Origin of the sequence: Agarivorans aestuarii, from assembly GCF_019670125.1 — a bacterium.
Classification (GTDB): domain Bacteria; phylum Pseudomonadota; class Gammaproteobacteria; order Enterobacterales; family Celerinatantimonadaceae; genus Agarivorans; species Agarivorans aestuarii.
In genome coordinates, this window is record NZ_AP023033.1 from 932,248 (window position 1) to 944,828 (window position 12,581).

Consider the following 12,581-nt stretch of genomic DNA (forward strand, 5'->3'; position numbering starts at 1 on the left):
GGCGCATATTTCGGCTAAATGTTTACGCAAACACTTGGATGTTGTTATGAGTCAGATTGTTCACCTTTGTAGCAAAAATTGCAGCCTCATTATTAAGCTGGCGCGAGTGCCAGAAATTTTGCATTGGGGCAATAAAATAGAGCAGATTGATGAAGATATTCTGCTATCGACAGAGCGGCCAATTTCACAAGCCCGTTTAGATGTGGATGTGCCTTTAAGCCTTTGCCCTGAACTGGGTAGTGGCCACTTTAATGCCCCCGGAATAGAAGGGCACCGCAATGGTTACGACTGGGCGCCGGTTTTTACCACAACGGAACATTATTCAAGTGAAGGCTGTGCAGTATTCACTTTACGAGACGACGTTGCACACTTAGAGCTTAAGATTGAAATAGAGCTTGATTACGACAGTGATGTGGTGAAAAAGCGCATTAGCGTAACCAACTTGGAACACACCAAGTACTATCTCACTAAGCTTTCCGCCACTTTGCCCTTACCGCATCACGCCAATGAGTTGATGACTTTTCATGGTCGCTGGAGCCGCGAGTTCCAAACGCACCGTCAGGCGTTCTCCCATGGTGGGTTTATGCAAGAGAACCGTCGTGGCCGTACTTCGCATGAAAACTTCCCTGGTTTGTTTGCTGGTAGCAATAACTTCGACCAGCAAAATGGTCAGGTGTGGGGCTTTCACTTAGGGTGGAGCGGTAACCATCAGTTACGTGCCGACGTAAAAAGTGATGGCCGACGTTTTGTGCAAGCTGGTGAGTTATTGTTAGCTGGCGAAGTACGTTTAGATTACATGCAAAGTTATAGCACTCCTTGGTTGTATGCCTGTGCTAGCAATACCGGTTTAAATGGTATTTCAGATCGCTTCCATCGCTATGTTCGCGCCAACATTATTAAGTTCCCTGAGAATAAACCTCGCCCAGTACACCTAAATACTTGGGAAGGGATTTATTTTGAGCACGATCCTGAATACATCATGAAAATGGCCAGCGAAGCCGCCGAAATGGGCGTGGAGCGTTTCATTATTGACGATGGTTGGTTTGTCGGTCGCAGTGGCGAGCGCAGTGCCTTAGGTGATTGGTATCTAGATGAGAAAAAATACCCTAATGGCCTAGAGCCGGTTATCGAGCATGTAAATCAACAAGGCATGGAGTTTGGTCTTTGGATTGAGCCAGAGATGATCAGTAAAGACTCTATTCTATTCCGCGAACATCCAGAGTGGGTGCTGGAGCTTAAAGGCTACCATCAACCTTCTGGCCGTTGGCAGTACGTTCTTAACCTGCAAAACCAAGATTGTTTTGATTACTTGTTTGAGCGTTTAAGTGAGCTGCTTACTCGCTACAACATCGCGTACTTAAAGTGGGATATGAACCGCGAATTAGTACAGCCAGGTCATGTTGGACGACCAGCAGTTAATGGCCAAACTAAAGCGCTATATGCCTTGTTAGACAAATTACTAGCAACACACCCTAAGGTTGAAATCGAGTCTTGCTCATCAGGCGGTGGCCGCATTGATTTTGAAATTCTAAAACGTACTCATCGTTTTTGGGCTTCAGATTGTAATGATGCATTAGAGCGTCAAACCATTCAGCGTGGCATGAGCTATTTCTTCCCGCCAGAAGTGATGGGCGCACACATCGGCCCCGACGAGAGCCATACAACCCGTCGTTGCCATCACATTAATATGCGTGGCATGACTGCATTAAGCGGACACATGGGGGTAGAGCTAGACCCAGTTAAAGTGGCTAGTGAAGAAAAACAAGCCTTTGCTCACTACATTGCGCTGCACAAAGAATATCGCCAGTTGTTACACAGTGGCCGAAGCTTTCGCTTAAATGCTTCGGATCATCGCCAACACATTAATGGTGTACAAAGTGACGACGAAATGTTGATCACGGTATGCCAGTTAGCGATGCCAGATTACGCCTTACCTGCACCCCTGCGGATTAGCTGTGTAGAGCCGGGAGCAAGCTACCAAGTTAAGTTGGTAGAAATGCCAGAGACCAGTTTCCAGTTAATGAAACAGCGCCCAAGTTGGTTAGATAAAACCCTCACTTTGAGTGGCGATAACCTGCGTGAAATTGGCTTAACCCTGCCGATCCTCGACCCCGAGTCAGCGCTAATGGTGCACCTGAAACGAATTTAGTTATTGAGTTTTTAGTATCAACCGAGTGGTCAGTGATTGCCGCTCGCCAACTTTTTGAAGGATTAACCATGTCTATAACAGTGTTCTTATCGTTTCTGCTGTTTACTGGCTTTGTGGGGGTATTTACCTACAACAAAGTTAAGAAAAACAAGCACGATTCCCAAGATGGCTACTTTTTAGGTGGCCGTAGCTTAACCGGTGGCTTAATTGCCAGCTCGTTAATTTTAACTAACTTAAGCGCTACCAGTTTTGTGGGTATGAGTGCGCAGTCTTACACGCACAACATGAGTGTAATGGGCTGGGAAGTGGCCTCGGGTGTTACCCTGATTATTATTGCCTTGCTGTTAGTGCCTCGCTATCTAAAACAAGGTATTACCACCATTCCAGACTTTTTAGAAAGCCGTTATGACTTATCGGTGAAGAAGTTTGTCACCTTGCTGTTCTTATGCCAGTACGTGATTAACATTTTGCCTACTACCTTGTACGCCGGTGCAGTGGTATTAGGTGAAATCTTCGATATTCAAACTTTGCTGGGGGTGTCTGAGTTTGCGGCTATTGCGATTATTTCTGCCACTATTGGTGTTTTAGGCTTCTTTTATGCTATTTATGGCGGCTTAAAAGCGGTAGTAATTGCCGATACCATTAACGGTGTAGGCTTAATTATTGGCGGCTTAATGATTCCGGTATTTGGCCTAATGGTGTTAGGTGGTGGTAGCTTTAGTGATGGCTTACATCAAATTGTTACGGTTGCACCAGAGAAGCTGCAGTCGGTGGGCACCTCAACTGATCCACTACCATTCTCAACCCTGTTTACCGGTTTGCTGTTAGTAAACTTGTACTACTGGGGAACCGACCAATCTATTATCCAACGTGCTTTAGGAGCTAAAAACCTTAAAGAAGGACAAAAAGGGGTAATTTTAGCCGGTGGTATTAAAGTTATTTCACCATTGTTCTTAATTATTCCCGGCATTATTGCCTTCCATATGTTCGGTGCTGATGCTGGTAACCCAGATACAATGTATACCCGCTTAGTAAACGAAGTATTACCAAAACCACTAGTGGGCTTTTTTGTGGCAGTAATGTTTGGTGCCATTCTTAGTACCTTTAACGGGGTGTTAAACAGCTCTACTACTTTGTTTGCCCTTAACGTATACAAGCCTTTATTTGGTCATGGTAAATCAGACCAAGAGTTGGTGGCTAAGGGCCGTGTGTTTGGCGTACTTATTGCGATTATTGCAGTGTGTATTGCACCATTTATTATGTTTGCGCCAGAAGGTTTATTCCAATACTTACAAATGGTTGCTGGCTTTTTTAGTGTGCCAATCTTTACCATTGTATTTGTTGGCTACATTTCTAAGCGTGTTCCTGCTATCGCTGCCAAAGTAGCTTTGGTGGTGTTTGTATCATCTTACGCTGCGATGCAGTTAGTGTTTGAAACGCCTTTGCACTTCCTACACCAGTTAGCCATCTTGTTTGTGGTTTGTACCATCTTAATGTTTGTAATTGGTGCCTTTAAACCACGCGAACAAGACTACGTTATGCCTATTAACAAAGACATGGATGTAACACCTTGGGAGTTTCGTTTTGAAGCATCGGCCATTGTGCTTTACATGGTATTGGGCGCGTTCATCATGTTCTCAGATATCGGCTTAATGTCAGATGATCCTACATTGCTGCAAACTTACGGATTCTGCGGTTTGATTATGCTGGTGGGTATTTTCTTCAGACACCTTAAACGTAAACAACTTCAGCCAGAAGCTGAAGCAAGCTAATTCTTAGCAGGCTTTTGCCCAGCCTTAGCGCTGGGCTTTTTTATGTCTAGAAACAAGGTTAACCGTTAAAGCTTACATCGCTTTAAACAAATGGTTGGCGCTGCGGCTTACCGGATATTCGCTATTGTCTTCTAATGCAACCGTGAGTTTGCCAAGCATGTTTTTGTTCACCCGTTTAATGGCGTTAACTCGAACTAAGGTTGAGCGATGAATCTGCCAAAACAAGCCCGGTTCAATTTGGCCTAGCAACTCTTTTAATGGCGTTCGAATAACGTAGTCACCTTGTTGGCTGCGTACCGTGGTGTACTTGTCTTCCGCCACAAAGGCCAAAATGTTATCGATGGCAATAAGTTCTACCGCCTCTCCTTTACTGGCTCTTATCCACTGCAAGTATTCGGGCTTTTCGTCTAGTGCTTGCACTAATGCTTGAAGGTCGTAGCTGGGGCTAGCATCAGCACTTGTTTGGCGCTGCTGAATACGTTGGCAGGTTTGCAATAAGCGCTGCTCATCAATGGGTTTAAGCAAATAATCAACCGCTTGTTGTTCAAAAGCTTGAATCGCATATTCATCAAAGGCCGTGGTGAATACAATATGTGGTGGTTTAGCTAGCTGGTTGAGCTTTTGCGCCACTTCAATACCGGTCATGCCGGGCATACGAATATCCAGAAATACCACGTCGGCGGCCAGTTGTTCGGCAGCGGCTAAGGCGCTTGGGCCATCGCCGGCCTTATCTACAATCTCTAACTCTGGCCAACATTCCCCCAGCATTTTGTCTAAATGAAAACGCAGTAAGGGTTCGTCATCAACAATTATTGCTCGCATGGAAACTCCAATTTGGCCAAGGTGCCGCCGGTTTCTAAAGCTTGAATATGTAAACTAGCTTGATTGGGAAATAGGCTCGCTAGCCGTTTTTGGATGTTGCTTAAGGCCAAACCATGACCTTGTTTGGCAGCTTGCTTAAAGCCAATGCCGTTATCTTCGATAGTTATTTGCCAGCGCTGCTCGTCCACATTAATGCGCACATTTACATGGCCGCCTTCGGCCTTGGGTTCAATGCCATGAAAAACCGCATTTTCAACTAAAGGCTGCAATAACATCGGTGGCAATTGGCGCTGGTTAAGCTCTTGCGAAGTAAGCGTTACTGAATACTGCAGGCGCTCACCTAAGCGGATTTGTTGAATCGCTAAATAAGCACTAATACCTGCTACCTCATCTTCTAGGCGAATACTCTCTTGGCGGCTTTTTTTAAGGGTAACTCTTAATAGCTCGGTGAATTTATCTAACAGAATTTCTGCTTGTTTGGGCTCTACTGCGATGAGTGCTTTTAAATTGGCTAGAGTATTAAACAAAAAGTGCGGCTCAATTTGGCTTTGCAGTAATTTTAGTTGGCTGTAGGTAAGTGCTTGCTCCGCTTTTAGCTTTTCTAACTCCGCTTGTTGCAGCGCCGAAGCCATGCTTAGGTTTTGCTCGCGGCTAAAAAAGTAGTAGTAAATAACGGCACAGAAAAATAGGCCAATAATCACTACTTTAAGCATTAAGGGCCAATCAAAATCATCGTAATAAGGGCTTATCCAATACCAAGTATGGGCGCTGCCAATACTTAAAGTGAGTGGGGCGCTCAGCACAAATGCCCAAAAACTACTCATCTTTGGAAACATGGTATCAATTAACATGGTGGTGCAAGTGCCTACTGTGCCAAATCCTAAGGCAATAACGAAATGCATCCAATAGGGACCGCCCCAAATTGCGTTGGTGAGGTAGGCAATGGGGAAGGAAAACAGCGCGCAAATTGCCAACGAGCGCCACACTGATAAAAGGCATTTATTGTTCAAAAGAGTCCCTCGAGTTTTATTAAGCCAACTTTATTTTCCGGTAATAAGCTATATACCGCATCACTCGCCCCACCAAGATAGCGCAGCCTTGCGCCAAGCGTCCATCCTTGGCTAAATTCGTAATCCAGCCTTGCTGTTGCGATCACGCCACCGTCTTCTGGCGCTAGCATTAAATCAAATGCTGGTTGCCAATCTTCTATGTCACGATGCCAATGCAGCATTACATTGTGTTGCAGCAAATTTTGACCATTAAACACTTCACCTTGGGAAAAGCGTAAGCTGCTAATGTCGCCACTTTGTTGCTGCAAGTAATAACTAATATCGGCGACGTGTTGCCATTCTGTCTGGTTTAACGCGCGGTTATCAAACCAATATTCTAGGATCAGGTTATCACCATTTAGATTTGCCCAGGTCATGCCTATTAGTGCTTGAAAACCATGATTAAATTCTTGTTCGATTACCGGTGATACTTGACCAATGTTGCTGCTGTTTAGTTGGCTAACACTGCGCTGATAATGCTGCTGGTAACGGCTCTCGGCATGTACTTCCCAAGCATCACCAAAGGTGGTGACCCAAGTTCCTCCTAGGTTAAGCGCACGTTTATTGTCGTAATAGCTTATTGCCTGCCATTCGCTATCGTTATTAAGTTGGTACCAACGTAAACCTAGGCCGCGTTGTTGTAGGCCTTCGGATTCGGTTGCTAGGTAAGAGTCGGTATAAAATAAAGCATATTCGCCATTGCCACTAAACTGGCTAAGGCTTAATACGCCCACCCCTTCTTCTACTTGAATAGCTACCGGATTACGCCGATAAGGCAGGAACATATCTAAAGGGCGAAAACCATAACTTACGCCTAAGTCTATGCGTTGTTTTCCTACCAGCAAATCACGTTCGGCTAGCTCGGTTTTCCAGAATAGCTCGGCCACAATCAAGTCATGCTGATTATCTTGCTTTTGTTTGGCTTGGCTTAAAGCAACTAGCTGCCCTTGTGCATTGCCATATTGAGGAAACCAGCGCAGGGCTGCATCGCCAAACCATTGGTCTTCACTGTCGAACACCGGGCTATTTGAAGCGCTAGCAAAGCCGCTATCTAGTTCTAAATGCCATTGCTGTTGCCAAGCTGCTTGGCTAAAAGTACTGGTAAACAATAGCAGCCAAATAAAACGAAATTGAGCCAAAACTTTTCCTAGTTAAATCGTGTCCTTTGAGCATTAGCTTACGAGAGTGGCTAAGGGAACTGGTTTGAATGCGATAAACGGTTAGCTAAGTTGATAAAGTGTTTTAACTAGGGATAAGTGGTGGGAGTTATTGAGGTGTTGTGTGGATTAGTGGAGTGTGAACTGTTTGGGTGAACTAAATAGGTTTTGCCCCATTGTGAGTTTCAAGCCTAAAGTAACTCAAATCAAATCTTCGTATTTTCAGCCAATTTTTATCATCTCTAGCGATACGTTTAATGAGTATTTTAACATCTATATTGACTCCCTTGTTACTAGCCTGATAGCATCACGACCTTATTGATTCTAAAGTCAATTTTAATCAGATAAACAAGCAAGGAATCGCATGTTTAAGGCAGTAAAATCGATAGCGTGTTTGAGAGGCAATAATGCATCCAAACGCTAACCCCTTCGAGGAGTCTAAGTTTAGCCAAACCCTGTTAGTTGATGCTTTTGGTCAGTCTTATATGTTTTTACCAAGACACGCAGGTCACACAGAAAACCAAGGTGAACTCGTTAATCACAGCATCGATATTTATTGGGCGCAGTCTTTACTGCAAAACCATAGCCCTATGTGGGGTTATCAGTTCGACTTAAACAAACTTTACTTTTACGTGTCTGGCGATTACATGGCCAGCCACAAAAGCGAGCAGCAGAAAATTGCTTGGCTTAGTAATGGCATTGTGAGCGGTGAGGTAAAGGTTCTTAAAGGCAAAAACTTTGCGCCGCCACCGCCTTCTAATATGGAAGGCGGCATGCCTGTTGCCACTTTGCCAGAGAGTGTTGTTACTCGTGCGAAACCTGCTCAAGCACCCTTAGGCCAAGGTGGTCAATCTATCGAGGACATTCGCGAAGCCTTAGATTTGTATTGCGCACTACCAGATGGCTCACCTGCGGCCAGCTTGCCTTACAAAGCAACCTTAGCAGATGGCACTGTATTAAAAGGCATGCTCGATGCTGATGGTTTAGCGCATCTACCTAACCTTAAACCCAATAACGTTGATGTTGAGTTTGGCGAGCAACCCAATGACGCCGCCATTGCAGCTACCCGAGCCGAGATTATTGCTGTGCTTAACAGCATTATTGCGGCGGAGAGAGTAGAGGGAGCTAAAATTGCAGCCGAGTATGGTGAGTTAAATGCCCTTCAAAAGGGCGCGTCGAGCATTGGCTCTTTGTTAACCGGGGTTGGTGGTGCGCTTGGCGATGCTGCTGAACTTACCTATAACCTTATAGAGCTTGGCTCTATGCAAGGGCAACTTAAGCGAGCGCTTAACGCTGGATGGGATGCCTACAATGTAGATGACGATAAAGGATGGACAGAAAGTTTTGCCAGTAATTGGAGCAGTAGCCAGCACCAAGCCTATGTTAAAGCACTAGGGTTTGACCCCACCTCTATTACCAAAGAAAACCTTACCGAAGCCTACGAAATTGCCAGTTTCATTAGTGATGACGATGAAACTCAAACGGCCTTACTGCAGTTTGTAAAAGACTTTGCCGACGCACAACATCATACCGAACTTACCGAAATGGGCGGCGCAGCCATATTTGATATTGTGCTAGGTGCAACTTTGGTGGCAATTACAGGAGGCGCCGGTACCGCCGCTGTAGCCGCTAACAAAGTACGCCATTTAGATAAGCTAGGCGGCTTGTTCAAAACCCTCGCTAAGCAGCTTAAAAAGAAAGCCCAATTTAAGACTAAATCTGGCCGCACTGGTGGCAAAGTAGAGCAACAAATTGCTAAGCCTGCGGGGGCAGAGGTGCCTACTGATGCAGGTAAGCAAAAGCAGGCCAATGTCGCGAGCAATAAACGCAACCAAATGAACCCTCGTTCTTTTGCTGAAGTAGAAAAACGCTTGGAGAAGGCTCGAGAAGATATTAAGAAACGTATGGATGCAGGTAAGCCGGCTTACAAACCCAAGTATAGCGATGATGAGCTAGTAAAAATGGCAAATTCAGGGGCAACGGCTAATGATAGGTTCTTAGTTAGTATTCAAACAAAAGCCACCTCAGACAAAGCAAAGCTCGCCTTTCAAAGAGATAGCGGGCTAGCACCTACTTGGACAACATCCTTTGATCAACTGGAAGCCGCCGATTCAGATCCAGAGCTCATTAATAAAATTTTAGGAAATAGTAAATGGTATGATCCCAAAAAAGACTATGTGATGCATATTATTGATCGAGGTGAAAACTTAGATCAGTTTGGTGGTAATACTGTTGTACCAACTTGGGAGAATATGAGCGGTGTGGTCACCCACAATGTTAAAGGGCATGATAACAAAACCCTCTTAAGCACCATGAACTCTGACTACCAAGACAAGTATGCAAAAACCATGGAAGACGTGTGGGCTAAAGACATATCAGATTTCGATAAAGAAGACATAAAAGAATATGCATCCACTTTATCCGAAAAAGATTCTCAACTATTTCAGGCTCGGCATGAAGTTCGAACCGAAATTGGGGCAAACGCCGAATTCACAGGTAATGGACTAACAGCAAACACAGCCGATGGGGGGGGGAACTATGGTGTTGTGGAAACCCTTTCTATAGAGAAAAACACACCAACATTAAAACAATTACAGACTCCAAAATCCGACGGTTCGACAATTGTCAAAACCATAGACTTAAACCCAATTGAGTAAGTTGTAATGAAAAAGTTTTCTCTTCTAAAAATTGATGATTTACCTAAAAATGCAAAAATACTATTCAGCATCCAATATCCAATGTTTCCAGATAAAAACAACAAAGTCATTCTTCTCGATGATTACGTTATAATTTGGACAGAATATACAAGCAAACTCACGAAAAAACGTAAAACATCTCAAAAAGAATTCCCTAAAGACGCTATACAGTGGTTTGTTAATACAATTGAAAACAACTATTGGGGTGATGGAGGGACTAAATCAAGCACCTCAGAAGAAGTAGTAATTAATAATGAGTCTATTGGTATCAGCTCCATGGCGCACTGCTGCGCTGAAAACCTACCTGGATACAATTTTTGGAATAGATCGAGGAAAGATCATGTTTCAAATCTACCACCTCAAGAATGGGATATTCCAAGATACATGCTTGAGGAAGGGCTTTTAGAGAAATTAAAGTGTATTTCCTGAGTAAAGTTAATCCTATTAGTACCGTGAAAAAAATGGCACCGTGAAGAAGGTCGCGCTTACTGAAATTCCAGGATTACAATTATGAACAAACCCCCTGTCTTTGACGCATCTACTTTTGTGCCAGTGCCTCGCAAGCCAGAATGGCCCGTATACCAGCCCGAGAATATACCTAGCGCTTGGAAAAAAATTGCCGAGATTACTGATGTTAGGTTTAAAGATACGATTCGTGATTGGCAGCTTTACTTTGATGGGGCTATGTTAATTATTTATTATTGGAATGATGGTATTAGCCCTTTTAGTGGTGAACCATATCGCTATGTAGAGCAATATGAATTCCCCATTGGTGCAGCCGCATGGTTTGTAGAAAACCTACCGCGCTTTTTCAATGCTGGAGACCCAACCAAGCCGCAAACCAGTGAAGGTTTTCATCATTACGGGCATTGTGGTGACGAGGAGTTAGGGATATCCAGGCTCATTAACTCTATAGGTAGAGATATTCCCGGTTACAGTTTAGATAATTGTAGTCGCTGCGATCACCCAGACATGGACTTATGCCAAAGCTTTAAGATGAGTGATGATTTTTTGTTTAACCAAGGAATGCTAGAGCTGTTTAAAGACATCGCTAAGCGTAATGCCGCAGGCACGCTTTAAAAAAGATAGAAGAGTCAGGAAACAGTTTCTGGCTCTTTCTTTGTAAGAATATCCCGTAACACTGCTATTTAGCACTTTCCCATACTTTTGCTAATCCTAATCACATTTGGATAAGCGCGTGTGCTAACGCATTTTTGTCCAATTGTGATTTACAACACCCGCTTGTTTGACGTCATGCTCTATCAGTAACTTACCTGCGAATGTGCAAGTTCGAGTATGTGATTACTAATTGTGGATCGTTTTTTGGGAAACAAGTACCCAAAGTGTCGCTGTTAATTTTAGCGTTTGAACTATCAGGTTCTTACGGAGAGGGGGTAAGAAAGAAGTACCCAGAGTGTCGCTGTTGATTATAGCCCTTGAGCTATGAGGTTCTTACGGAGAGGGGGAAAGAAAGAAGTACCCAGAGTGCCGCTGTTGATTTTAGCCCTTGAACCATGAGGTTCAAGGCGGGAAACAAGACCCTACCGTAGGCTTCTCAGTCGGGCTGAGCATGCTCAATAGCAGGGAAAAATTACCCTTAAGATACAATTATCGGCTCAGGGACATCACCAACTGGCGAACACCCCAGGAAACTAAACTCTTTATACACTGTAGTAAAACTTCGAATACCCTGCGAGTGCTCTATTCAACATTATCCACTGGTTGGCTCTGTTCTAACAAAGCGCGTTCAATGGTGTTTTGTAGCTCTACTATGCGCTGATTCATGTTATCAGCATAATTCTGGTTTTTTGCTTGTTCGCTATGCAACTCATAAGAGAGATGCAAACCAACCATAATGGCTAAGTGCTCGGTACTATTAACGCTGCTCTTTTGTTTGAGCGCTTCTAAACGTTGAGATAATTCGTCGGCGGCTTGGCGAAGCTTATCTTCTTCACCTACCGGGCAAGCTACCCGATAATTCTTGCCTAACAATATTATGTCTACGCCCTGCGTCATGATTCGCCTTAGCTAAACTCTATTACGACCGAATATATAGCGCAGCGCGCTAACTTGCAACCATTGTTGCCGCGGCTTTGTGCAAGCTGCGGCAATAACGAGCAGTTTGCTGTAAAGCTAAACAAATCTGCGTTATCGGCCTCATAAAAGCTTATTTGATTGCTTGAATATCCCTAACGATTTGTCCACCATAGCCAACTATAATTATTTGAGCGTTAACGCTAACGCCAGTTTACAAAGTTTTTTAGGTAACAGGATACAAAGCTTCATGGCGCAAGCAGGCAGTTTTGCCGATGAACGTCGCAGATTTTATCGCATTGTTTACCCAGTGCGTTTGATTCAGCTCCTCATAAAAATGGTTAACACTAAAATTGCCAATGTTGACCCTCAAGGCCGCAAAAAATCAGAAGTGAAAGACGCCTATGCGGCGCAGTTCATGCCAATGATGTATTTGGGCGATCATGTCTTTCCTGTGTTAGATGTCTCTGAAGGCGGCTGTCGTATTCAATGGCGCTCTTCTGCCGAGCCTTTACCTATTTCCAGTAAAATTTTGGTTGGGCGGGTGTTATTTCACAAAGACCTAAGCAAAATTGTTGATTACCTGCCTAAAGATCTCAAAGACGAATTCGAAGATTTAAGCTTGCTCTACAGTACCGAAGGTTACGAGCATCAGTTTGAAGCAAGAATTGTTCGCAAGATTGAAAACAAGCGCGATCCTTACCCACAGTTGTGTCTGCAATTTACCAAGGCCACTCACATGTCGGCGCGCTTTATTCGCCAACAAGAGAGCACCTTAATTAAACTGTTTCGCGATCAATACATTGAGCGGGTGCGCCTGCGCCGCCAACAGCTTAAAGAAGCCCAACAAAAATAGCCCTTTTACAGCCCTAAATATGAGTTTAAAAATGGCCGCTACCCTA

10 protein-coding genes and 1 other RNA gene are annotated in these 12,581 nt (G+C 44.1%); 6 read left to right on the top strand and 5 right to left on the bottom strand.

The window, feature by feature from the left end; genetic code table 11:
- Positions 1-46 precede the first annotated feature (46 nt).
- Together K5609_RS04360 and K5609_RS04365 are read left to right on the top strand one after the other, a co-directional pair.
- Positions 47-2,149 carry an alpha-galactosidase gene (locus K5609_RS04360; protein ID WP_221076116.1) on the top strand — a complete coding sequence of 701 codons (2,103 nt, stop codon included), beginning with the start codon at positions 47-49 and terminating at the stop codon, positions 2,147-2,149.
- 68 nt (positions 2,150-2,217) lie between these two features.
- Positions 2,218-3,921 (top strand): solute:sodium symporter family transporter, encoded by a 1,704-nt coding sequence (locus tag K5609_RS04365; RefSeq protein ID WP_016403182.1) that lies wholly within the window; start codon positions 2,218-2,220, stop codon positions 3,919-3,921.
- A 72-nt stretch (positions 3,922-3,993) separates the two neighbouring features.
- Here K5609_RS04365 and K5609_RS04370 read toward each other — a convergent pair whose 3' ends face one another.
- Genes K5609_RS04370 through K5609_RS04380 form a run of 3 tightly spaced genes read right to left on the bottom strand, consistent with a single transcriptional unit; the run spans position 3,994 to position 6,931 of the window.
- Positions 3,994-4,743: a LytR/AlgR family response regulator transcription factor gene (locus tag K5609_RS04370; protein ID WP_016403181.1), complete on the bottom strand. Its 750-nt coding sequence runs from the start codon at positions 4,741-4,743 to the stop codon at positions 3,994-3,996.
- Positions 4,731-5,717, bottom strand: a complete 987-nt coding sequence (locus tag K5609_RS04375; RefSeq protein WP_221076117.1) for a sensor histidine kinase — start codon at positions 5,715-5,717, stop codon at positions 4,731-4,733. Before K5609_RS04375 ends, K5609_RS04370 begins: the two co-directional genes overlap by 13 nt.
- A gap of 32 nt (positions 5,718-5,749) precedes the next feature.
- Positions 5,750-6,931 (bottom strand): hypothetical protein, encoded by a 1,182-nt coding sequence (locus K5609_RS04380; protein ID WP_221076118.1) that lies wholly within the window; start codon positions 6,929-6,931, stop codon positions 5,750-5,752.
- Between the two features lie 425 nt (positions 6,932-7,356).
- On the opposite strand from K5609_RS04380, the gene K5609_RS04385 reads away from it, so the two are divergent.
- The 3 genes from K5609_RS04385 to K5609_RS04395 all read left to right on the top strand — a co-directional run bounded on the left by K5609_RS04385 (position 7,357) and on the right by K5609_RS04395 (position 10,725).
- Positions 7,357-9,606 (top strand): hypothetical protein, encoded by a 2,250-nt coding sequence (locus tag K5609_RS04385; protein WP_221076119.1) that lies wholly within the window; start codon positions 7,357-7,359, stop codon positions 9,604-9,606.
- A gap of 6 nt (positions 9,607-9,612) precedes the next feature.
- Positions 9,613-10,074, top strand: coding sequence for a hypothetical protein (locus tag K5609_RS04390; RefSeq protein ID WP_221076120.1), 462 nt, complete (start codon positions 9,613-9,615; stop codon positions 10,072-10,074).
- Positions 10,075-10,155: 81 nt separating this feature from the next.
- Complete coding sequence (locus K5609_RS04395; RefSeq protein WP_221076121.1) at positions 10,156-10,725, top strand: hypothetical protein; 570 nt, start codon at positions 10,156-10,158, stop codon at positions 10,723-10,725.
- 393 nt (positions 10,726-11,118) lie between these two features.
- On the opposite strand, the gene ssrS is transcribed toward K5609_RS04395, so the two are convergent.
- Positions 11,119-11,299, bottom strand: a non-coding RNA gene (gene ssrS, locus K5609_RS04400) — 6S RNA.
- A gap of 47 nt (positions 11,300-11,346) precedes the next feature.
- Positions 11,347-11,661 (bottom strand): cell division protein ZapA, encoded by a 315-nt coding sequence (zapA, locus tag K5609_RS04405; RefSeq protein ID WP_163131971.1) that lies wholly within the window; start codon positions 11,659-11,661, stop codon positions 11,347-11,349.
- 268 nt (positions 11,662-11,929) lie between these two features.
- Here zapA and K5609_RS04410 point away from each other — a divergent pair, with 268 nt between their 5' ends.
- Positions 11,930-12,535: a hypothetical protein gene (locus K5609_RS04410; protein WP_221076122.1), complete on the top strand. Its 606-nt coding sequence runs from the start codon at positions 11,930-11,932 to the stop codon at positions 12,533-12,535.
- Positions 12,536-12,581: the final 46 nt, after the last annotated feature.

Coding starts and splice junctions, on each gene's coding strand:
- K5609_RS04395 (WP_221076121.1), top strand. CDS start 10,156: ATGAACAAACCCCCTGTCTTTGACGCATCTACTTTTGTGCCAGTGCCT.
- K5609_RS04360 (WP_221076116.1), top strand. CDS start 47: ATGAGTCAGATTGTTCACCTTTGTAGCAAAAATTGCAGCCTCATTATT.
- K5609_RS04370 (WP_016403181.1), bottom strand. CDS start 4,743: ATGCGAGCAATAATTGTTGATGACGAACCCTTACTGCGTTTTCATTTA.
- K5609_RS04410 (WP_221076122.1), top strand. CDS start 11,930: ATGGCGCAAGCAGGCAGTTTTGCCGATGAACGTCGCAGATTTTATCGC.
- K5609_RS04390 (WP_221076120.1), top strand. CDS start 9,613: ATGAAAAAGTTTTCTCTTCTAAAAATTGATGATTTACCTAAAAATGCA.
- K5609_RS04365 (WP_016403182.1), top strand. CDS start 2,218: ATGTCTATAACAGTGTTCTTATCGTTTCTGCTGTTTACTGGCTTTGTG.
- K5609_RS04385 (WP_221076119.1), top strand. CDS start 7,357: ATGCATCCAAACGCTAACCCCTTCGAGGAGTCTAAGTTTAGCCAAACC.
- zapA (WP_163131971.1), bottom strand. CDS start 11,661: ATGACGCAGGGCGTAGACATAATATTGTTAGGCAAGAATTATCGGGTA.